Annotated in this window: 20 protein-coding genes; 10 read left to right on the top strand and 10 right to left on the bottom strand. The window is 33.9% G+C overall.

Features of this window, described 5'->3' with window-relative positions:
• Positions 1-47: 47 nt before the first annotated feature.
• Positions 48-428, bottom strand: a complete 381-nt coding sequence (locus Q0783_RS15150) for a S4 domain-containing protein (RefSeq protein ID WP_298760082.1) — start codon at positions 426-428, stop codon at positions 48-50.
• Between the two features lie 123 nt (positions 429-551).
• Here Q0783_RS15150 and Q0783_RS15145 point away from each other — a divergent pair, with 123 nt between their 5' ends.
• Positions 552-1,496, top strand: coding sequence for a hypothetical protein (locus tag Q0783_RS15145; protein WP_298896521.1), 945 nt, complete (start codon positions 552-554; stop codon positions 1,494-1,496).
• Positions 1,497-1,561: 65 nt separating this feature from the next.
• Here the strand turns inward: Q0783_RS15145 and Q0783_RS15140 are convergent, their stop codons facing one another.
• From Q0783_RS15140 to Q0783_RS15125, 4 genes are read right to left on the bottom strand one after another with little or no spacing between them, the layout of a single operon-like run.
• Positions 1,562-2,203 carry a porin family protein gene (locus Q0783_RS15140; RefSeq protein WP_298896519.1) on the bottom strand — a complete coding sequence of 214 codons (642 nt, stop codon included), beginning with the start codon at positions 2,201-2,203 and terminating at the stop codon, positions 1,562-1,564.
• A 59-nt stretch (positions 2,204-2,262) separates the two neighbouring features.
• The gene (locus Q0783_RS15135; protein ID WP_298896517.1) at positions 2,263-3,216 is read right to left on the bottom strand and encodes a transketolase C-terminal domain-containing protein; all 954 of its coding nucleotides are present in this window, start codon (positions 3,214-3,216) and stop codon (positions 2,263-2,265) included.
• On the bottom strand, positions 3,213-3,920 hold the full coding sequence (locus Q0783_RS15130; RefSeq protein ID WP_298760079.1) for a hypothetical protein: 708 nt from the start codon (positions 3,918-3,920) through the stop codon (positions 3,213-3,215). Before Q0783_RS15130 ends, Q0783_RS15135 begins: the two co-directional genes overlap by 4 nt.
• Position 3,921: 1 nt before the next feature.
• On the bottom strand, positions 3,922-4,767 hold the full coding sequence (locus tag Q0783_RS15125; protein ID WP_298896515.1) for a transketolase: 846 nt from the start codon (positions 4,765-4,767) through the stop codon (positions 3,922-3,924).
• A gap of 224 nt (positions 4,768-4,991) precedes the next feature.
• Here Q0783_RS15125 and tgt point away from each other — a divergent pair, with 224 nt between their 5' ends.
• The 9 genes from tgt (at position 4,992) to Q0783_RS15080 (ending at position 14,731) form a co-directional block, all read left to right on the top strand.
• On the top strand, positions 4,992-6,122 hold the full coding sequence (gene tgt, locus Q0783_RS15120; protein WP_298896513.1) for a tRNA guanosine(34) transglycosylase Tgt: 1,131 nt from the start codon (positions 4,992-4,994) through the stop codon (positions 6,120-6,122).
• A gap of 2 nt (positions 6,123-6,124) precedes the next feature.
• Positions 6,125-7,195 (top strand): LptF/LptG family permease, encoded by a 1,071-nt coding sequence (locus Q0783_RS15115; protein WP_298760076.1) that lies wholly within the window; start codon positions 6,125-6,127, stop codon positions 7,193-7,195.
• Positions 7,182-8,096 (top strand): DMT family transporter, encoded by a 915-nt coding sequence (locus tag Q0783_RS15110; RefSeq protein WP_298896511.1) that lies wholly within the window; start codon positions 7,182-7,184, stop codon positions 8,094-8,096. The genes Q0783_RS15115 and Q0783_RS15110 overlap by 14 nt, the downstream gene beginning before the upstream one ends.
• A 59-nt stretch (positions 8,097-8,155) precedes the next feature.
• Complete coding sequence (locus Q0783_RS15105) at positions 8,156-9,109, top strand: acetyl-CoA carboxylase carboxyltransferase subunit alpha (protein ID WP_298760074.1); 954 nt, start codon at positions 8,156-8,158, stop codon at positions 9,107-9,109.
• Between the two features lie 166 nt (positions 9,110-9,275).
• Positions 9,276-10,817 (top strand): replicative DNA helicase, encoded by a 1,542-nt coding sequence (gene dnaB / locus Q0783_RS15100; RefSeq protein WP_230936934.1) that lies wholly within the window; start codon positions 9,276-9,278, stop codon positions 10,815-10,817.
• Positions 10,818-10,884: 67 nt separating this feature from the next.
• Positions 10,885-11,931 (top strand): AI-2E family transporter, encoded by a 1,047-nt coding sequence (locus Q0783_RS15095; protein ID WP_298760072.1) that lies wholly within the window; start codon positions 10,885-10,887, stop codon positions 11,929-11,931.
• Between the two features lie 117 nt (positions 11,932-12,048).
• Positions 12,049-13,308: an asparagine synthetase B gene (locus tag Q0783_RS15090; RefSeq protein WP_298760070.1), complete on the top strand. Its 1,260-nt coding sequence runs from the start codon at positions 12,049-12,051 to the stop codon at positions 13,306-13,308.
• A 51-nt stretch (positions 13,309-13,359) separates the two neighbouring features.
• Positions 13,360-13,632 carry an EF-hand domain-containing protein gene (locus Q0783_RS15085; protein ID WP_298760068.1) on the top strand — a complete coding sequence of 91 codons (273 nt, stop codon included), beginning with the start codon at positions 13,360-13,362 and terminating at the stop codon, positions 13,630-13,632.
• Positions 13,633-13,651: 19 nt separating this feature from the next.
• A complete protein-coding gene (locus tag Q0783_RS15080; protein WP_298896509.1) occupies positions 13,652-14,731 on the top strand; it encodes an adenylate/guanylate cyclase domain-containing protein in 1,080 nt (359 codons plus the stop codon).
• 35 nt (positions 14,732-14,766) lie between these two features.
• On the opposite strand, the gene Q0783_RS15075 is transcribed toward Q0783_RS15080, so the two are convergent.
• The 5 genes from Q0783_RS15075 to thrS all read right to left on the bottom strand — a co-directional run bounded on the left by Q0783_RS15075 (position 14,767) and on the right by thrS (position 21,447).
• Positions 14,767-18,024: an amidohydrolase family protein gene (locus Q0783_RS15075; protein WP_298896507.1), complete on the bottom strand. Its 3,258-nt coding sequence runs from the start codon at positions 18,022-18,024 to the stop codon at positions 14,767-14,769.
• A gap of 165 nt (positions 18,025-18,189) precedes the next feature.
• Positions 18,190-18,534, bottom strand: a complete 345-nt coding sequence (gene rplT, locus Q0783_RS15070; protein WP_204347045.1) for a 50S ribosomal protein L20 — start codon at positions 18,532-18,534, stop codon at positions 18,190-18,192.
• A 104-nt stretch (positions 18,535-18,638) separates the two neighbouring features.
• A complete protein-coding gene (gene rpmI, locus Q0783_RS15065) occupies positions 18,639-18,836 on the bottom strand; it encodes a 50S ribosomal protein L35 (RefSeq protein WP_040250651.1) in 198 nt (65 codons plus the stop codon).
• Between the two features lie 77 nt (positions 18,837-18,913).
• Positions 18,914-19,465, bottom strand: a complete 552-nt coding sequence (infC, locus tag Q0783_RS15060) for a translation initiation factor IF-3 (RefSeq protein ID WP_298760531.1) — start codon at positions 19,463-19,465, stop codon at positions 18,914-18,916.
• A 26-nt stretch (positions 19,466-19,491) separates the two neighbouring features.
• Positions 19,492-21,447, bottom strand: coding sequence for a threonine--tRNA ligase (gene thrS, locus Q0783_RS15055; RefSeq protein ID WP_298896505.1), 1,956 nt, complete (start codon positions 21,445-21,447; stop codon positions 19,492-19,494).
• Positions 21,448-21,658: the final 211 nt, after the last annotated feature.

Below are 21,658 nucleotides of genomic sequence, written 5' to 3'. Positions count from 1 at the left end.
TATTTCTTCAAAGATAAAAAACAGTTTTATTAGTGAGCGTATTAAATTTAGATATCTTCTTCGGGTGTATCATAAAAATCATCAATATCCCTTCGGTCTTTTTTAGTAGGTCTTCCAACTCCTTTTTTTCGGTAATAATCCTTAGAATATTTTAGCATGTCTTTGGCTTCAAATGCTTCTTTTGGTGTGACATCAGTTCTATATATATCTACAAGTTTTGCACCAACACGACTTTCAGGTAAATCATTAACGATAATTTGATAGTTAATTTGGTCTTTTCTAAATTCAATTTTATCAGTAGGATAGACCTCTCTGCTAGGTTTAACAACTAGTCCGTTTACCTTCACATGCCCTTTTTTACAAGCATTTGTTGCTATACTTCTTGTTTTGCAATATCTAATGCACCATAAGTATTTATCGACTCGCATATTAAAACTGTGAAATTGACGTTAATTGTATTGCGCAAAAATATTATATTATTGTATCTTGCGTGATAAAAATAAGCAATATTGAACGATTCAAATTTATTTGAATTAAAGAAAAATTTAATCATGATAAAATTAAAAAATGTAGTAGCAGTTGTTACGCTTTCGGTGCTGTCTTTTTTCGCCTGCAAGCCTGATGACCCAGAGGTGAGTCTTATACCAGAAAGAGATAGAACAGAGCAGCAAGTTGTGGATAATGACTCTTTAATTGGTTACTTCCAAACTCATTATTACAACTCATCTGTTTTTGAAACTCCTGGAGATCATACTATAGACGAAATCGTAATTACAGAATTGCCTCAAGATGATAATGGTAATTATTTACCATTACCAGATCCAGATGAAAATACGTTATTGATAGATGCAGTAGATACATTTACCAGAACCTTTGAGGAGACAGAGTACGAATTCTATATTCTTAATTTAAACCAAGGAGATGGGGAATACAGTCCTAATTTTACAGATAATATTAGGTTAATTTATTCTGGAAATCTAATGGATGAAGTTGTATTTGATAGCTCCGTAAATCCTAATCTTCCTTTTGATTTAACAGGTTTAATTGAAGGTTGGAGAAATGTTATTCCTAGATTTAATACGGCATCAGACTTTATCATTAATGAAGATGGTACTGTTGATTATTCAGGTTATGGATTGGGCGTAATGTTTATACCTTCTGGTTTAGCATATTATGCAGCTCCTCCTTTTGGGGTTCCAGTGTATTCTAATTTAATATTTAAGTTTGAATTATATGCAGCTGAAGCTAATGACCATGACAATGATGGTGTATTATCTCACCTCGAAGATTTAAATGGAAACGAGAGTGTTAATGATGATGATACAGATGATGATAGTGTACCTAACTTTTTTGATCCAGATGATGATGGTGATGGCGTGTTAACTATTAATGAAGACATCGATAATGATGGAGATCCTACTAATGATGATACAGATGGAGATGGTATTCCAAATTATTTAGATGAGGACTCTACAGAGAGCAATCAAGATTCTTAAAATAAAAATAAGTATAATAAAAAAAGACGCTGATTAGGCGTCTTTTTTGTGTTTAATTTTTCTTATTACAAAGCTATAGATAAGCTTAAAATCAATTGATCAGGTCTTGTATCTATTCTACTTACAACACCTTCGCCTAAGTTATTACCAATAAAATTTGCTTCATTATCATTAAAACCTCTTTCATAACGAAGATCAATTCCTATTTTATTTAGGTTTAGTCCAATACCAAAGTTTAGTCCTATTGAAAAATCGTCATCTACATTATCAATATCGATACCATCAAATTCGGTATCTAAAATATATTGTAATGATGGTCCGCCAAAAACACTAACAGGTCCAATAACTTTTAATCCAACCAAGAGCGGAGCATCGATCTTTTTCATGTCAAAAGAGTCATCTTGATAATCACTCTTTGTACTAGTATACATTAACTCTGGTCTAAAATAGAGTTTGTTACCTAACTTTCCGAAGACACCAATATGATAGCCTATGTTACGATCTGGATTTTGGGCGTTGTCACCAATAGATTCAAAATAATCACCATTGGCATTATAGTTCAATCCACCTTTGATACCAAATGAACTTCCTGTTTGTGCACTAGCACTAAAACAAAACAACGTTAATAAAAACGTATAAATAATTAGGTTTTTACTCACGTCACTTTTATTGATAAAGTACCCGTGAAACTTTTTTAAAATTTTCATAATATTCGTTTTTTGTGATTTTGATGTATAGTATCAAAAACGTTGCCAAACGAATATTATTACTTTCTTTTTAACACAGTTTCAGTTGCTTTTACAATCGCATTGGCGTTTAAACCATACTTTTCCATAAGTTGAGCTGGTGTTCCAGATTCTCCAAAAGTATCATTAGTTGCTACAAATTCTTGCGGTGTAGGTTGGTGTTGAGCTAATACTCTTGCAACACTTTCTCCTAAACCACCTAAATAGTTATGTTCTTCGGCAGTAACAACGCATCCTGTTTTTGAAACAGAATCTAAGATGGCTTTATCATCTAAAGGTTTAATCGTATGGATATTGATAACTTCGGCTGAAATACCTTGGTCATTTAACGTTTTTGCAGCTTCAAGAGCTTCCCAAACTAAATGTCCAGTAGCAACAATGGTAACATCATTCCCTTCGGTAAGTTGAACCGCTTTACCAATTTCAAAGTTTTGATCTTCAGGTGTGAAGTTAGCCACTTTCGGTCTACCAAAACGTAAATAAACAGGTCCATGATGTTTAGCAATAGCTATAGTAGCTGCTTTTGTTTGGTTGTAATCACAGGTATTGATAACCGTCATACCTGGTAGCATTTTCATTAAACCAATATCTTCAAGAATTTGATGTGTTGCACCATCTTCTCCAAGTGTGAGGCCTGCATGCGATGCACAAATTTTTACATTTTTATCAGAATAGGCAACACTTTGTCTAATTTGATCATAAACACGACCTGTTGAAAAGTTAGCAAAAGTTCCTGTAAATGGAATTTTACCACCAATGGTCATACCTGCAGCTAATCCAATCATATTGGCTTCGGCAATACCGACTTGGAAAAAGCGCTCTGGATGATTGGCTTTAAATTCATCCATTTTTAGAGAACCAATTAAGTCGGCACAAAGTGCAACGACATTTTCATTAGTTTTTCCTAATTCTGTTAATCCAGCTCCAAAACCTGAGCGTGTATCTTTGTTTCCTGTGTTTGTGTATGTTTTCATTCTTTGATTTTGAAACTGTAATTAATAGTTATTTCTTTTTTTGTTGAGTCGACTGTATATGCTTCTATTAAGGTTTTTTCATCACTGCCAACTTTCATAAGTAATCCATCAGGAATATTAAATCCTAATAATTTAGCATTATCGTCAGCGGCAAACATGATTTCAAAAAACTTTTTGAATAATAGATTATTATTAATTTTTATACGTTCATCCAAAGCAACAGATATTGTTTCCGAATTTTTATGAGATGGATATACATCATAAAGAGTTGCTTCTCTGTTAGCTATAGTAATGGTTTCTTCTGTTTTTTCTGAAATCAATTCAAACTCTTCACCATCATCATTTGGTATAGGACCAGGAATGATAGCTGATAATTCTACATTCATGAAAAATTCATTTTCACCTGATTCAAAGCACATTAGTAGCATAGCGTTTTTTGAATCATAGATGATAGCTAAATCTGAATTTTCTAATAGTTCAGGTTTTTTTCTAAACATAGATTTACCTAAATCTTTAGCCAAAGCTTTACTGTTGGTCCAGATATACTTGCCGTTTTTTTCAAATCCAACAGTGATAGTATCTGTAGTCCCTTTACGTTTATTTTGAGATAGGTATTTAACAGTATAGTCAATAGTAATAGTTTTCTCTTGAGCATAAGAAAACAGTAGAAAAAATAAAGCGAGAACTGTTAGCGTCTTTTTCATACTAATAATCTCCTAAGGTTTCTGTGTTTTGAGATAGACCTATTGCTAATTGTTCATCATTAGGTGCTTTACCATGCCAAGCATGTGTATGCATCATAAAATCTACACCATTACCCATAACCGTTTTTAATAGGACACAAACAGGTTTGCCTTTACCTGTTAAAGACTTGGCTTCGGCCATTCCTTTTAAAATCGCATCGATGTCATTACCATTCTCGATATCAACAACAGTCCAGCCAAAAGCTTCAAACTTCGCTCTCACACTTCCCATAGGTAAGACATCATCAGTAGCACCATCAATTTGTTGCCCATTTAAATCAATAGTAGAAATAATATTATCTACATTATTAGCTGCGGCATACATGATACCTTCCCAGTTTTGTCCTTCCTGTAATTCGCCATCACCATGTAAACTGTAAACAAGATGGTTATCATTATTAAGTTTTTTAGTTTCTGCTGCGCCTAAAGCAACACTAAACCCTTGTCCGAGCGATCCAGAAGCTACTCTAACTCCAGGTAAACCTTCATGAGTTGTTGGGTGTCCTTGTAATCTAGAGTCGATTAATCTAAAGGTGTTTAATTCGTCTACTGGAAAATAACCAGATCTAGCTAAAACGCTATAAAAAACAGGTGAAATATGACCATTAGATAAAAAGAAAAGATCTTCACCAATTCCATCCATATCGAAACTATCGTTTCTCTCCATGATTTCTTGGTAAAGGCTTACGAAAAATTCGGCGCAACCTAATGATCCTCCTGGGTGGCCAGAGTTTACTTTGTGAACCATTCGTAAAATATCTCTACGAACTTGAGTTGTTAAGTCTTGTAATTGTTGTGTATTTGGCATATAAATAGTGTGAGTAATTTCAGGCTCAAAAATAAAGTTTTCATAAGGCTAATCAAAAATAGAATGGAGTCACTTATTAACGATTTTAGTCAGTTGCTAACAATTTAAATAAGATTCAAAATTTTGGATATCGATTTTGAGTTTAATCGGTAAATAATTTTATTAAATGTTTAAGACCTTAATACAGCGATATAATTATCTTTGCCCACTGATGACCATTTTTTATGAAATTTGAATTAAAAGCAAACGATTCTCAAAGTAAGGCCAGAGCTGGAGTGGTAACTACAGATCACGGGCAAATAGAGACACCTATATTTATGCCTGTTGGGACTGTTGCATCTGTTAAGGGTGTACACCAACGTGAGCTAAAAAATGATATCAACCCTGATATTATTTTAGGAAACACCTATCATTTGTATTTAAGACCGCAAACACCAATTTTAGAAAAAGCTGGTGGGTTACATAAATTTATGAATTGGGATAGAAATATTTTGACCGATTCTGGTGGTTATCAGGTGTATTCTTTATCAGCCAATCGAAAGATCAAGGAAGAAGGTGTGAAGTTTAAATCGCATATTGATGGGAGTTATCATGTGTTTACTCCTGAAAATGTTATGGAAATACAGCGCACTATAGGTGCCGATATTATCATGGCTTTTGATGAATGTACACCTTATCCATGTGATTATAATTATGCCAAACGATCAATGCATATGACACATCGTTGGTTAGAACGCTGTTTAACCCATTTAGATAAAACGCCGTTTAAGTATGATTATGAACAAACTTTCTTTCCTATAGTTCAAGGAAGTACATATAAAGATTTGCGTCAACAATCTGCAGAATATATTGCTAATGCTGGTGCTCAAGGGAATGCAATTGGAGGTTTGTCTGTTGGTGAACCAGCTGAAGAAATGTATGCCATGACAGATGTTGTATGTGAGATTCTTCCGTGGGACAAACCACGATATTTAATGGGTGTTGGAACACCTATAAATATATTAGAGAATATAGCATTAGGTGTTGATATGTTTGATTGTGTCATGCCAACCCGAAATGCAAGGAATGGAATGTTGTTTACAGCTCATGGAACCATTAATATCAAAAATCTAAAATGGGCTGACGATTTTTCTCCTATAGATGAGATGGGAATTACCTTTGTAGATACCGAATATACCAAAGCTTATCTTAGACACCTTTTTACTGTAAATGAATTATTAGGCAAACAAATTGCGACTATTCATAATCTCGGATTTTATTTATGGTTGGTAAGAGAAGCTAGAAAACATATCTTAGCAGGAGACTTTAGAACTTGGAAAGATAAAATGGTAAAACAAATGGATAACCGCTTATAGTTTTGAAAATATTAGATTGGTACATATTAAGGCGCTACTTGTTTACATTTTTAATGATGTTACTGTTGTTCATTCCTATTGGAATTACAGTAAATCTTGCTGAAAAGATTGGAAAAATATTAGAACGTGAGGTGCCATTTGCAGCTGTAGCTCAATATTACCTTGACTTTACAATATATTTTGCTAATTTATTATTTCCCATATTTTTGTTTTTATCTGTTATTTGGTTTACATCTAAACTGGCCAATAATACAGAAATTGTTGCCTTTTTAAGCTCAGGTGTATCCTTTTGGCGGTTTTTAAGACCTTATATGATAGGTGCAACTATTATAGCAGGATTTGCCTTGTTAATGGGGTTATACTTGGCACCAAAAGCAAGTAAAGGTTTTAATCAGTTTAAATATAAGTATCTAAAAAGCAATAAAAATGTTGTTCAAACAACCAATATCTATAAACAGATTAATGATAATGATTTTATCTATGTAAGTAGCTTTAATCCAGTCACAGGAATAGGGACTAATTTTTTTCTTGAGCATTTTGAAGGCAATAGATTAGCTTATAAAATAACAGCCAACTCTATCAAGGATAATGATAGTTTGTATCGTCTGTTAGGATATTCGAAACGTATCTTTGGAGAGCACAAAGATATTATTCAGTCTGCAAGTCGAAAGGATACCATTCTTCCATTTAATGTCGATGACCTTACACCTGAGGAGTATATTGCCGAAACGAAATCTTATGGTGAACTGTTAGATTTTATTGAAAAGGAAGAGAAAAGTGGTTCTTCAAATATTGGACGTTACTTGGTCGTGAAATACAAAAAATGGAGTTTGCCTGTAGCTGTATATATTCTAACGATTATTGCAGTTTCGGTATCTTCTATAAAACGTAGAGGAGGTATGGGCGTTAACCTTGCATTTGGTATTACCATTGCGATGATTTATGTCTTTTTCGATAAGGTTTTTGGTGTTATGGCCGAGCAATCAAGTTTTTCTCCTTTATTGGCAGTCTGGTTTCCTAATATCGTTTTTGGTATCTTAGCTGCTTATCTGCTGTATAATGCCAAACGCTAAACTCAAAAACTATTTTCATCTACATTTTTTAGTCTTTATAGCTGGATTTACAGCTATTTTAGGTGAGTTAATATCTATTGGTTCAACTGCATTGGTGTGGTATCGAATGTTAATTGCTGGCATTTTAATGTTTCTCTACATTAAAATAATTCGGTTAAAAATCAAGATAGACACCAAAACTAAATTTAAGTTTTTTGCTGCCGGAATTATCATCGCATTACATTGGATCACATTTTTTGAGGCCATCAATCAATCTAATGTTTCAATCACTTTGGCCATGTTCTCGACAGGTGCTTTTTTTGCTTCATTTATTGAACCAATGATTTATAAACGTAAAATTATTTGGTATGAAATCCTCTTCGGAATGGTCGTCATATTAGGTGTTTTTTTAATTACTCAAAGTGAGATAAAATATCTTAATGGGATAGTATTGGGTATTTCTTCAGCTTTTTTCTCAACACTTTTTGCTGTAATAAACGGACGATTTATTGAAGAACATACGGCAACAGTAATCTCATTTTATGAGTTTATTAGTGGTGTTGTCTTTTTATCATTGTTTATTTTAATTTTTCAAGGCGGATTTAATGAAGCCTTTTTCAGTTTAAAAACATCAGATTGGATCTACATTTTTATTCTAGCATCAGTTTGTACAGCTTATGCTTTTATTGGTTCTGTCAAGGTGATGAAATATATAAGTCCGTATACAGTTGTGCTTACCTATAATCTAGAACCCTTGTATGGTATAGCATTAGCCTTATTGTTGTTTCCTGAAACTGAAACTATGAGTACTCAGTTTTACTATGGCGCAATTTTGATTTTGCTAACAGTTTTGGCAGATGGGTTTCTTAAAAATAGAAAGAGTAATAAAAAGCACAATACCTTGACAAATAAACCCAATTAAAGTTTTTATATTTGCACAGACTAACTAAAAGATTAACTAAGAACTAAATCAAAATTTCAATGGAATATTTAGATTTTGAACTACCCATAAAAGAACTTCAGGACCAACTTGAAAAATGCCAATTAATAGGTGAGGAGAGTGATGTAGACGTGACTCAAACTTGCAAAAAGATTGAAAAGAAGTTACTTGAAACTAAGAAAGAAATTTACAAAAACTTAACAGCTTGGCAACGAGTACAACTGTCAAGACATCCTGATAGACCTTATACTCTAGATCATATTAAAGCATTATGTGGTGATACTTTTTTAGAATTACATGGTGATCGCAATGTTAAAGATGACAAAGCGATGATTGGTGGTTTGGGTAAAATTGGAGACCAAACGTATATGTTTATTGGTCAACAAAAAGGGTTTAATACCAAAACAAGACAGTATAGAAATTTTGGGATGTCAAATCCTGAAGGATATCGTAAAGCATTACGCTTAATGAAATCTGCCGAAAAATTTGGTATTCCTGTAGTAACATTGGTTGATACTCCAGGTGCTTATCCAGGTCTAGAAGCAGAAGAACGCGGACAAGGAGAAGCTATTGCTAGAAACATTTTAGAAATGACACGCCTTAAAGTGCCAATCATTACTATTATAATTGGTGAAGGTGCTTCAGGTGGTGCGTTAGGAATAGGTGTTGGAGATAAGGTATTAATGTTAGAAAACACATGGTACTCTGTAATATCTCCAGAATCTTGCTCTTCTATTTTATGGAGAAGTTGGGAATATAAAGAGCAAGCAGCTGATGCACTAAAATTAACTGCTCCAGATATGAAGAAACTCAAATTGGTAGATAATATAATTAAAGAACCTTTAGGAGGAGCTCATGCAGATAGAACTGCAACTTTTAAAGCAGTAAAGGAAGCCATAGAAAAAAATTACGAGGAACTTAAAAACTTATCACCAAAAGATTTAGTAAATCAACGTATGGATAAATACTTGGCGATGGGAGTTTTTAAAGGTTAAACCTTATAGAATAACGGATTAAAAAAACTGAAACATTTCGTTTCGGTTTTTTTTAGCGCTATTAACAATATAATCAAGTTATTAACAGTTAAAATGTTGAAGACCTGTTAAGATTGAAAATTTCGTATCTTCAGTTTTAGGGCACATTTGTTTTACATTCGCAGTTATGAAGCAACCTAACCAAATAAAAGGCTATCAAGTCGATAAAAGTACTCTAATTAGTTTAGAGAAAGGCAAGATACCTCCTCAAGCCATTGATTTAGAGGAAGTTGTACTTGGCGCAATGATGATTGATAAGAAAGGTGTCGATGAGGTCATTGATATTCTAAGCCCGGAAGCATTTTACAAAGAAGCCCATAAACATATCTTCGAAGCTATTTTCAAATTATTTGAAAATAGCGAACCTGTCGATTTATTAACCGTTTCTACGCAACTTAAAAAAGATGCGAAATTAGACATGGTTGGTGGTGATTTTTACTTAATTTCTTTAACTCAGCGTGTGTCTTCTTCGGCGCATATCGAATTTCATGCACGTATCATTCTTCAAAAATATATTCAACGTAGTTTGATTAAAATCTCTAACGAAATTATTGAGGAGGCTTATGACGAAACCAAAGATGTTTTTGATTTGTTAGATACTGCCGAAGCAAAATTGTACGAGGTAACCCAAGGTAATGTCAAAAAATCTACCGAAACAGCTCAAAGTTTGGTGATTCAGGCTAAGAAAAAAATTGAAGAAATTTCTAATAAAGAAGGACTAAGTGGTATCCCAACAGGATTTACCAAATTAGATAAACTAACTTCGGGATGGCAACCAAGTGATTTAATTATTGTAGCTGCACGTCCAGGTATGGGTAAAACGGCCTTAACCTTAACCATGGCGCGTAATATTGCTGTTAATACAAATATCCCAGTGGCATTCTTCTCTTTGGAGATGTCGTCTGTACAGTTAATAACACGTTTAATTTCTTCGGAAACAGGTTTGTCTTCGGAAAAGTTGAGAACAGGAAAATTAGAGAAGCACGAGTGGGAACAGTTAAATGTGAAGGTAAAAACCTTAGAGAAAGCACCTTTGTTCATTGATGATACACCATCACTTTCTATTTTTGATTTGAGAGCAAAAGCACGTCGTTTGGCCTCTCAATATGGAATTAAAATGATCATGATTGATTATTTACAATTGATGACTGCTGGTGGTAGTCAAAAAGGAGGGAATCGTGAGCAAGAAATTTCAATGATCTCCCGTAACTTGAAAGCACTAGCAAAAGAGTTGAATGTACCAGTAATTGCCTTGTCTCAGTTATCACGTGCTGTTGAAACACGTGGTGGAAGTAAGCGTCCGTTGTTATCCGATTTACGTGAATCTGGTGCGATTGAGCAGGATGCAGATATTGTAAGTTTTATTTACAGACCAGAATATTATAAGATTGAAGAGTGGGACGATGAAGAGCGCTCACCAACTGAAGGTCAAGGTGAATTTATTGTGGCAAAACACAGAAATGGTGGTTTAGAAAATATTAGACTGAAGTTTATCGGTCACTTAGGTAAGTTTGATAACTTAGATGATTTTGATACACCGTTTGGAGAGTTCCATTCCAAGATGAATGCAGCTGCAAATGATGATACTTTTAAGCCAGATAACTTTCCTTCGGCTTCGGATGCCTTTGGCGCTCCAGAAGGCGATGATGATAATGATGTGCCATTTTAAGATTTTTTAGGATATTATAACAACTTAATGTCTTAAATTTGTTTTTGCTATTAAAAGACATTGCCTCATGCTAGAAGAAAGACGAACTACAAATATCCTACTATTATTTATTGTTGTTCCATTAGTATTTTATTTACTTAAGATCCTATCGTTTATTTTTATTCCATTGATCTCATCAATGTTTATTGCTTTGCTGTTTTTACCATTGATGCGATGGTTTGGAAGACGCAATGTCCCTAGATTGGTAAGTATTATTGTTGTCGTGGCACTTATTGGTATTGGTGTATTTATAGGTGTAGAACTGGTACAACTCTCGAGTAAACAAATCTTATCAAACGACACAGGTTTCTTTGCAAAAGCTCAAGTGAAGATCAATGATCTTATGTTGTATATGCAAGATAAGGTTGGTCTAGAATACAATAGAGATGATAAATTTTTAGCACAGTTTTTCCAAAAGGAAAGCATTGGTTCTACATTTGATTTTGTAAGAAAGTTTTTGACCAATATTTTAATGATTACCTTCTTTACGATCCTATGGTTGTCAGAGTCTATCAATATGCATAAGGTGTTGAATAATACCATTTTAAAGCGAAAGCATACATCGATAAAGGCTTTTATGAAAATTGAAAAGGATTTGATTACGTTTATAAAAGTTAAGTTTTTAGTGAGTTTGTTCACCGGAATCTTTACAGGTTTAGCCTGTGTGTTCTTTGATGTGAGTTTTCCAATTTTTTGGGGACTCTTTGCCTTCTTAATTAATTTTGTACAAATGGTAGGTTCGTTTATTTCGGTGATATTGCTATCTATTTTTGCCTTTGTAGAGTTAGACCCAACGAGCACTCTATTTTTCTTTATCCTATCTATCACAGGAGTACAAGTTTTGTTTGGAGCTATTTTAGAGCCTATTTTTATGGGGAAATCGTTTTCTATAAATGTGATAACGGTCTTGATTATGTTAATGCTTTGGGGCTTTATTTGGGGTATACCTGGATTAATAATGGCCATTCCAATTACAGTATTCATTAAAATTATTTTAGAACAGTTTCCAAACACTAAAGTGATTGCGTCTCTGTTGTCTGGTCCAGAGCGAACCATTCCTCCGCTTAAGAAGTAGATACTCTTGTGTGATTATTGGTGCATTTCAGCTAATAAATCCCTAAAACTATATTAAAGGCTATCGCTTAGGAATAATTTTTGATTATATTTCAAAGGTTAAATTGAAAAAATTTAGATGAAAAAGACAGTTGTTGTATTAGTTCTATTATTAATTTCGATGTCGTCATATGCGTCGTACATTTTAATTCCTATGGATGCTGAAGGTCAGCAAAACCATTTGAAAGCCTATGGTGTGACGTATTGGACTTTAGAAAAGCAGTTAAAAGTCAAGTGGCTGTTAAACTATAAAGGCGGTTCTTTCCTATTACCAGATTCAGAAGAGATTCAACGTGAATGTCAAATTAGAGGCGTGAGTTTTGAGGTCATATCAAATTCTAAAGCTGAAGAAATCTTGAACATGATTGCTAGTCCGTCACAAAATATGGAAGCAGTTGTTTTAGAAAAAGCGCCAAAAATTGCAGTGTATACTCCAAAAGGATTGCAACCATGGGATGATGCCGTAACTATGGTATTGACTTATGCTGAAATTCCATATGAAACAGTTTATGATGAAGATGTATTGAATGATGCTTTACTACTATACGATTGGTTGCATTTACATCATGAAGATTTCACAGGACAATATGGTAAATTCTATCGTGCCTATCGTTCAGCGTCTTGGTACATCCAAGAAAAGAAAGAAGCCGAAGAACTAGCAACCAAATTGGGATATGCTAAAGTTTCAGAAGAAAAATTAGCTGTAGCCAAAAAAATTAGAGATTATGTTATTGGTGGAGGCTTTATGTTTGCTATGTGTAGCGCAACTGATAGTTTTGATATAGCACTATCTGCTGATGGAGTTGATATATGTGAACCAATGTTTGATGGTGACGGAAGTGATCCTGGGTATCAAAACAAAATCGATTATAATAAGACCTTTGCGTTTAAAGATTTTTTATTAGAACGAAGCCCTAATGTTTATGAGTTTTCATCAATAGATATGACTAGAAAGCGTCGCATTCCAATGACAACAGATTATTTTTCACTAATGGAATTTTCTGCAAAGTGGGATCCAATCCCTTCTATGCTCTGTCAAAACCATACGGCTTTGGTTAAAGGGTTTATGGGGCAAACAACATCGTTCACTCGTGAGGAAATAAAATCTAATGTGTTGGTGATGGGTGAGAATAAAACCAATGGAGAAGCGAAGTATATTCATGGTATCAAAGGCAAAGGTTTCTTTACATTTTATGGAGGCCATGATCCAGAAGATTACACACACAAAGTTGGTGATCCAAAAACCGAATTAGACTTACATCCAACATCACCAGGATATAGATTAATACTTAATAATGTATTATTCCCTGCTGCTAAAAAGAAGAAGCAGAAAACCTGATTAATCTTTATTAAAAGTTTTGTAATTTTAGTTGCATCTAACTTAAATTGTATGGCATCTAAAAAGAAAATTCTTAAAAAAATACAAATCGTTATCACTAATCATTTCGATTCCCCAGAAGATGCTTTTAATTTTTTTGATAAAAGCGGAAACGGAACCTTATCAAAAAAAGAAATCGTTGCTCTTCTTAAACAAGCAGAGATAAGCGGATTTATTAGAGGGATTGTATCCTCAAAACTCATTGAAGGTTACGATAAAGATGGAGATGGTCAAGTTAATTGGAAAGAGTTTAAGTATGCCGTTGATGAAATTTCAAAAGAGTAAATAGCAAAATTATATTGATTTGAAGTATAATCTTTTTAAGTTTTTAAAACTTCTTGTTTTTACGGTCTTCTTTTGGAGCTTTGCGTCTACCTTATTTATTGTGATTCGCTTTTTTGCTTATGGTGAAGAGCAAGGAGCTACTTATGTCAATCCAAAAAATATAATTCCTATTACCGAGTGGCTAGATTTTGGATTAATCCTCGGTATTATTATAGGTGTCTTTTATGCGATTGTAGAATTTTCATTTGAAAAGTATATTTCTCAAAAGCTTAATCTTGCAGTATCTATTGGTCTAAAGTTAATTATCTATCTCACTATACTTATTATCTCATTAAGTTTTATCACCTTAATTGCTGAAGATAGGATGGATATAGACTTAAATAATGAACAGGGCTGGTGGCGAACCGATCCTTTGTTTTGGTTATCTACAGCATATTTTTTACTCACTTCTTTGGTCTTTTCCTTTATAAGAATAGCAAATGATAAACTGGGTTCTGGTGTTTTTATTAAGATGCTTTTAGGTAAGTACAGAAAACCTCAGGAAGAAAAACGGATTTTAATGTTTTTAGATTTAAAAGATTCTACAGCTATTGCTGAAAAACTAGGCCATAAACATTATAGTCAGTTTATTCAAGATTGTTTTTTTGATCTCAATACAATATTACGCAGGTATGATGCCGAAGTATATCAATATGTTGGTGATGAAGCCGTGATTAGTTGGAGATATAAAAAAGGAGTTAAAAATAATAATTGTATTGACTTGTTTTATGCGTTTCAAAATGCATTACTAAAGCGCTCTAAGTATTATCAAAAGTCCTATGGTTTAAATCCGTTGTTTAAAGCTGGACTTCATGGCGGACAATTAATGGTTGCTGAAGTTGGCACGATAAAAAAAGAAATCGCATACCATGGTGACGTTATTAATACAACTTCTAGAATTCAGAGTGAATGCAATACGTATAATGAGAACCTGTTAATATCTAATGGGTTATTAGATACTATAGATCTTAAATCAAAATATAAGTCTCGAACTTTAGGAGAAATTCAGCTCAAAGGAAAACAAGAGATTATTGAAATATCTGCAATCCAAGTAGTATAAAAAAATCCGATTCTTAAATGAATCGGATTTTTTATTTAATGAGACCCTACGTGACAACCACATGCGCCTCTAGTGAAACTTTGTGTCTCTTCATGCCAAGGAAATGCTTGGTTATATTTTGAATTTTCCCAATAGAATTTTGTGCGTTCTTTAGGTTCATTTCCAATTTCATTCATTGTTTCAGTATCATACATACGTCCGTTAATCATCGTATAAATTATACTTTCAGAATTTCTAATATCCTCTAATGGGTTTTTATCCATAACAATAAGATCGGCTAGTTTTCCTTTTTTTAGAGAACCGATATCATTACTCATTCCTATATAATCTGCGCCATTAATAGTAGCAGCTTTTAAAGCTTCATGGTTAGTCATTCCACCTTGTTGTAGTAACCATAATTCCCAATGTGCACCCAAACCTTGTAATTGGCCATGCGCGCCAAGATTTACTTTCACACCTGCATCGCTCAATGCTTTACATGTTTTAGATACTAATATATGTCCGTTATCATATTCTTCATCAGGAATCATAATACGATGCCTTGAACGAGAATCAATAATTCCTCGAGGCGTATACTTTAATAGTTTTTCGTTTTCCCAAACATTTGTATTTTGATACCAGAACATTTCACCATTCATACCTCCATAATTAACAATAAGTGTAGGAGTATAACCCACATTACTATTTCCCCAGAGTTCTAAAACGTCTTTATAAACAGGAGCAACAGGAATATTGTGTTCAACACCAGTATGGCCATCCATAACCATAGTAATATTATGATAGAATGTCGATCCGCCTTCAGGTACTACAAAAATTCCCTCTTCGCGAGCGGCTTGTAAAACCTGTTGTCGTTGTTCACGTCTTGGTTGATTATAGCTCTTTACCGATAAAGCTCCAAAAGCTTTTGTTCTTCGAATTGATGAACGCGCATCTTCAAGATTATTAATTATAGCTTTAAAATCACCATCGGCTCCGTAAAGAATAAATCCAGTAGAGTAGAGACGAGGGCCAACAAGTGTTCCGTTTTTTTGTAATTCGGAAAGTGCAAAGACGGTCTCAGAATTTGCTGAAGGGTCATGAGCAGTGGTAACACCATAAGCTAAATTAGCATAAAATTGCCAGTGCTTTTGTGTGGTTAATCCATAACGGAAACCTCCAATATGAGCATGAGCGTCAACCATTCCTGGCATGATTGTTTTTCCGGTAACATCATACACCTTTGCATTAGATGGAACCGAAACTTCTGATGTGCTGCCAATCGCTTCAATGACATTATTGTTAATGATTATTGTACCATTTTCAATCACTTCATCACCTTCCATGGTAATAATTCGCGCACCAGTGAGTGCAATTTTCCCTTGAGGTTTATCGGTTTTGACTTCCAAATTAATTTTAATACCTGTTTCAACAAGCTTTGTGTCTTTAGACGCTTCTGCTGAATAGTACATGTTTCCTAAAGTCCAACGGATAGTTTTACTGTCTTTAGACCAATGTAAATTAATACCAGCATCTTTTGATAATTTCGTAACGGGAACAAATTTTGTTTTGTCGGTAAGATCTAATGTTTGTCCTGCTTTAGGCATAGGAGCCATATACACTTTATGAAGGTGTACGAAAGCAATCCAATTTCCGTCAGGACTTGGTACCAATCTATTTCCATGTTTAGATTTTACATGAATGCGCTCATCGAAACCATTAAGGTCTACACTTTTTAATTCTTTAGTCAACGCTCCAAAAAAGAGTCCACCTTTCTGGTAAATAATTCTAGTATCCGCTTTGTTGAACATTGGATAATCACCTTCCTTAGTTACCAATTTAGGGTTAGAGCCATTAGCATTCATTACATATATTCCTGTCTTTTTAGAAAATGTTCTTCCTTGTTCATTGTTACCACCTTCCTTGCGATATACGATATGTTTGCCATTATGAGAATAGGATGGATTTCTATAAATACCTTTTTCTGAAGATAATTTAGTAGAAACTCCACCAGTGCTTGCAACTGAATGTATAGCGCCTAAATTTTCATCATTCCATGTTACATAGCTAATCGTATTTCCGTCTGGAGAAAATGTTGGTTCGAATTCAAAATCGGTTCCAGAGGTTAAGCGTTTTGCTTTTCCGTTAGGTAATTTTTGAATGTACAAATAGCCTAAAGCATTAAACACAATTGATTTCCCATCTGGTGATGTCACTGCATGACGAATGACTTTGGCATCAAATGTATTTGGAGCCACTTCATTTTCGACTTCAATGGCCTTAGCAATTTTAATTGTTGCATCAACTTGAAAAGGAATATCAGTAACATTTAAACTACTAATATTTATCTTTTTAATTTTTCCACCAGACCATATAATTATATCGTCATTGTTAGGCATCCAGTTAAAGTTCGTATATACTCCAAAAATGGCCCAAGCTTCTTGTTGATCTTTATTAAGTTGATCGTAGATTGGCCATTCTTCACCAGTATCTAAGTCATGAATATATAGAACCGATTTTGTGCGCACACGTTTTACAAAAGCTAGTTTTTTCCCATCTCTAGAAATCTGAGGACGAGCAGCGCCACCAGGTCCACCGGTTACTCTAGTAGTCTTGCCAGTTTCCATATCGTAACGATTGATCACATAGATCTGACTATTTGGATCTTTATTATATTGAAAGAAACCACCAGGATACACATCTTCACTATAATACAGATATTTTCCGTCAGGAGAAAGCGTAGGTTCATTAACGTCTTGTTGTGCATTTTTCTTTTTTGTGAGTTGTATACCACTGCCTCCAGTTTTATGATACATCCACATTTCACCAGCACCAAGTGATCGACTAGAAGTGAAGTGCTTTCTTGCAATTAGATAGTTTCCATCGGGAGTCCAAATCGCATTGTTAAGTAATCTGAAACTTTCTTTTGTAATTTGCTTAGCGTTAGATCCATCACTATCCATAACCCAAATATTATCACCTCCACCTGCATCACTGGTAAATGATATATGCTTACCGTCAGGACTAAAGCGTGGTTGTATCTCAAAGGCTAAACCTTCTCTTAGAATCTTTGCTTTTCCACCGTTGATATCTATCTTGTAGATGTCGCCAAGCATATCAAAAACTATAGACTTCCCATCTGGACTTACATCAAGGTTCATCCATGTTCCTTCATTAGTAGATAGTTTTAATTCCTTAAAATCCCAATTGCCTTCAGGGTTAGAAACGTCCCACGGTTTTGGTTTGTCTTTGTCTTGAGCAAATAGGTTAAAAGTAATAAGTAGAATGAGGGTTGTAATGAGTTGAATGCGTTTCATTTTATTATTGATTAGTTGACTTGTAAGTTAACTATAAAAAATGAAAGTTTATGCTAAAATTAAGTATTGAAACTGCTCAAATCTAAAAAGGCATGGTATAAAAAAACCGACTCATTTCTGAATCGGTTTTATAAGCGAATTGTTGTTATTATTTAGGCGAACGCCTTACTTTACTTTGTTTACTATTGCTTCAAAAGCTTCTGGGTTATTCATTGCTAAATCTGCAAGAACTTTACGGTTCAATTCGATATTATTAGCTTTAAGTTTTCCCATAAACTTAGAATAGCTCATTCCATGTTGTCTAGCTCCTGCGTTAATACGCATAATCCAAAGTGAACGGAATGTTCTTTTTTTGTTTCTACGGTCTCTATACGAATATTGCATCGCTTTGTCAACCGCATTTTTTGCTACTGTCCAAACGTTTTTACGTCTTCCGAAGTAACCTTTTGCTTGCTTAAGAACCTTTTTTCTTCTGGCTCTTTTCGCTACTGAATTTACTGATCTTGGCATTTCTTAAATTGTTTTTTTGTAGTAGGCGGTCAATTAATGACACTTGCTAAATAATTTTGCCTAACTCCAGGGTTTATAATTTGTTTTAACCGATTAAAACAGTGTTACTTTAAACGTAACATTGTTTTAATATTGTTCTCATCTGCTTTGTGTACCAAAGTGTCATGAGTTAAAGCTAGCTTACGCTTTTTAGATTTTTTTGTCAAAATATGACTCTTAAAAGCATGCTTTCTTTTAATCTTACCAGTGCCAGTTAGTTTAAAACGTTTCTTAGCACTTGATTTAGTTTTCATTTTAGGCATTGTCTCCTAGTTTTATTTACGTTTCGCTTATTATCTTTATGCTGTTCCGAAGCGTCGGTGTTCAGCATTTAGTTATTCTATTTTGGTTTTTTTGGCGCAATGAACATGGTCATACGCTTTCCTTCTAATCTAGGCATTTGCTCAACTTTACCTAATTCTTCTAGGTCTTGTGCTAATCTTAATAATAAGATTTGACCTTGCTCTTTAAATATAATTGAACGCCCTTTAAAAAACACAAAGGCTTTAAGTTTTGCTCCATCTTTCAAAAACTTCTCGGCATGTTTCTTTTTAAATTCGTAATCATGATCATCAGTTTGTGGACCAAATCGAATTTCTTTGATAGTTACCTTCGAAGCTTTTGCTTTTAAAGCTTTTTCACGTTTCTTCTGTTCGTAAAGAAACTTCTTATAATCCATTACTTTACACACAGGAGGATCGGCCTTTGGTGAAATCTCAACAAGATCTAACCCTTGCTCATCTGCAATGGCTAATGCTTCTTTAATTGAGTAAATTCCAACATCTACATTATCACCAACAAGTCTTACCTTCTCGGCTCTAATTTTAGAGTTGATTTTGTGCTGATCTTCTTTTACGACTCGCTTAGAGTTGTGTCTTCTACGTATTGCTATGGCTTATATATTTTAATTAAACTTATTTATTTAAATGTTTTTAATGTTTTATTGATTTCATTGTCAACTATTTCTGAAAACTCTTCTACACTAATCATGCCTAAATCTTCACCACCATGTTGTCTTACTGAAATCTTGTTTTCTTTCTCTTCATTCTCACCAATTATGATCATGAATGGTATTTTATTCATTTCCGCTTCACGGATTTTCTTACCAATCGTCTCATTTCTATTATCTGCGAGGGCGCGAATTTCGTGATTTTCTAGCAAATTTAAAACTTTTTCTGAGTATTTTTCATATTTCTCACTTAATGATAGTACAATTACTTGTTCTGGCATTAACCAAAGTGGGAAATTTCCACCAGTGTGTTCTAATAGTATAGCTATAAAACGCTCCATACTTCCAAAAGGAGCACGATGTATCATTACAGGTCTATGAAGCTCATTATCACTGCCTTTATAAGTTAAGTCAAAACGCTCTGGTAAGTTGTAATCTACTTGAATAGTTCCTAATTGCCAGTTTCTACCTAATGCATCTTTTACCATAAAGTCTAATTTAGGTCCATAAAATGCAGCTTCTCCTGTTTCTACGACATAATCCAATCCTTTATCAATAGCAGCATTCAATATTGCGTCTTCCGCCTTTTTCCAGTTTTCATCACTACCAATATATTTATCTGGATTATCAGGATCTCTAAGAGATACTTGAGCTTTAAAATTCTCAAATCCTAGAGAACCAAAAACATATAATACTAAGTCTATAACTTCTTTAAACTCTGTATCCAATTGATCTGGTGTGCAAAAAATATGCGCATCATCTTGGGTGAAACCTCGTACTCTGGTTAATCCATGTAATTCTCCACTTTGCTCATATCTATATACGGTTCCAAATTCTGCATAGCGCTTTGGGAGTTCTTTGTATGAAAATGGTCTGGTATTATAAATTTCACAATGATGCGGACAGTTCATTGGTTTTAATAAAAATTCTTCGCCCTCAGCAGGAGTGTTTATAGGTTGAAAACTATCTTCACCATATTTTGCAAAATGACCAGAAGTTACGTATAATTCTTTTTGACCAATGTGCGGTGTTACAACCATTTCATAACCAGCTTTCTTCTGTGCACTTTTAAGGAAGTTTTCAAGGCGTTCTCTTAATGCTGCTCCTTTTGGTAGCCATAAAGGAAGACCTTGTCCTACTCTTTGAGAAAAGGTGAATAATTCTAATTCTTTTCCTAATTTTCTGTGGTCGCGTTTCTTTGCTTCTTCTAATAGTTGTAAGTACTCTGTTAATTCCTTTTGCTTTGGAAATGAGATACCATACACTCTAGTCAATTGTTTGTTGTTTTCATCACCTCTCCAATAGGCTCCAGCTACTGACATTATTTTCACTGCTTTTATTAAACCAGTATTAGGAATATGCCCTCCTTTACATAAATCTGAAAATGTAGAATGATCGCAAAATGTTATTGTACCATCTTCTAAATTCTCAATCATTTCAACTTTGTATTCATTGTTTTGAGACCTATATAAAGACAGAGCTTCATCTTTAGTAACTGAACGCATTTTGAAATCATGTTTCCCTCGTGCAATTTCTAACATTTTATTCTCAATTGCTTTGAAGTCCTTTTCAGAAATAGAATGATCACCAAAATCTATGTCATAGTAAAAGCCATTACCTTTATCTTCTTGAATAGCTGGCCCGAGTGTTAGTTTAATATTTGGATATAATTCTTCTAAAGCTTGAGCCATAACATGTGAGGTAGAATGCCAGAAGCTTTCTTTTCCTTTGCGATCTCTCCAAGTATACAATATTAATGACCCGTCATTATATAATGGAGTAGAGGTTTCTATTGTTTCGTCATTGAAGCTTGCAGAAATTACATTTCTTGCGAACCCTTCACTAATACTTTTGGCAACATCCATTGGAGTTGTTCCTTGTTCAAAATTTTTAATAGTACCATCTGGTAAAGTAATATCTATCATAATACAGGCTGTAATTAAGTTGGCAAAGATAGTATCTTAAAAATTCAGATACAATATATTATGTAATACATAATCGTATTTCCATATTATTTTAAAGTGAAGATGCTTTTTAGAAAAAAAATATAAGATAACCACTTCATATTAAGGCGTTCATGAGGGTTAAGAAAAAGATTTTAAAAAAAGATTAAAAAAGGTTTGGTGTAATAAAAAT

Origin of the sequence: uncultured Psychroserpens sp. (genome assembly GCF_947500255.1) — a bacterium.
Lineage (GTDB): Bacteria > Bacteroidota > Bacteroidia > Flavobacteriales > Flavobacteriaceae > Psychroserpens.
The sequence above is the reverse complement of the archived record's forward strand: the minus strand, read 5'-3'. Positions and strand labels throughout refer to the sequence as shown.

Bases quoted from the DNA above. Each gene is read 5' to 3' on its own strand.
- dnaB (WP_230936934.1), top strand. From the start codon at position 9,276: ATGAAGCAACCTAACCAAATAAAAGGCTATCAAGTCGATAAAAGTACT.
- Q0783_RS15130 (WP_298760079.1), bottom strand. From the start codon at position 3,920: ATGAAAAAGACGCTAACAGTTCTCGCTTTATTTTTTCTACTGTTTTCT.
- rplT (WP_204347045.1), bottom strand. From the start codon at position 18,534: ATGCCAAGATCAGTAAATTCAGTAGCGAAAAGAGCCAGAAGAAAAAAG.
- tgt (WP_298896513.1), top strand. From the start codon at position 4,992: ATGAAATTTGAATTAAAAGCAAACGATTCTCAAAGTAAGGCCAGAGCT.
- Q0783_RS15095 (WP_298760072.1), top strand. From the start codon at position 10,885: ATGCTAGAAGAAAGACGAACTACAAATATCCTACTATTATTTATTGTT.
- Q0783_RS15140 (WP_298896519.1), bottom strand. From the start codon at position 2,203: ATGAAAATTTTAAAAAAGTTTCACGGGTACTTTATCAATAAAAGTGAC.
- Q0783_RS15110 (WP_298896511.1), top strand. From the start codon at position 7,182: ATGCCAAACGCTAAACTCAAAAACTATTTTCATCTACATTTTTTAGTC.
- Q0783_RS15105 (WP_298760074.1), top strand. From the start codon at position 8,156: ATGGAATATTTAGATTTTGAACTACCCATAAAAGAACTTCAGGACCAA.
- rpmI (WP_040250651.1), bottom strand. From the start codon at position 18,836: ATGCCTAAAATGAAAACTAAATCAAGTGCTAAGAAACGTTTTAAACTA.
- Q0783_RS15085 (WP_298760068.1), top strand. From the start codon at position 13,360: ATGGCATCTAAAAAGAAAATTCTTAAAAAAATACAAATCGTTATCACT.
- Q0783_RS15150 (WP_298760082.1), bottom strand. From the start codon at position 428: ATGCGAGTCGATAAATACTTATGGTGCATTAGATATTGCAAAACAAGA.
- Q0783_RS15090 (WP_298760070.1), top strand. From the start codon at position 12,049: ATGAAAAAGACAGTTGTTGTATTAGTTCTATTATTAATTTCGATGTCG.
- Q0783_RS15075 (WP_298896507.1), bottom strand. From the start codon at position 18,024: ATGAAACGCATTCAACTCATTACAACCCTCATTCTACTTATTACTTTT.
- Q0783_RS15135 (WP_298896517.1), bottom strand. From the start codon at position 3,216: ATGAAAACATACACAAACACAGGAAACAAAGATACACGCTCAGGTTTT.
- Q0783_RS15125 (WP_298896515.1), bottom strand. From the start codon at position 4,767: ATGCCAAATACACAACAATTACAAGACTTAACAACTCAAGTTCGTAGA.
- Q0783_RS15145 (WP_298896521.1), top strand. From the start codon at position 552: ATGATAAAATTAAAAAATGTAGTAGCAGTTGTTACGCTTTCGGTGCTG.
- thrS (WP_298896505.1), bottom strand. From the start codon at position 21,447: ATGATAGATATTACTTTACCAGATGGTACTATTAAAAATTTTGAACAA.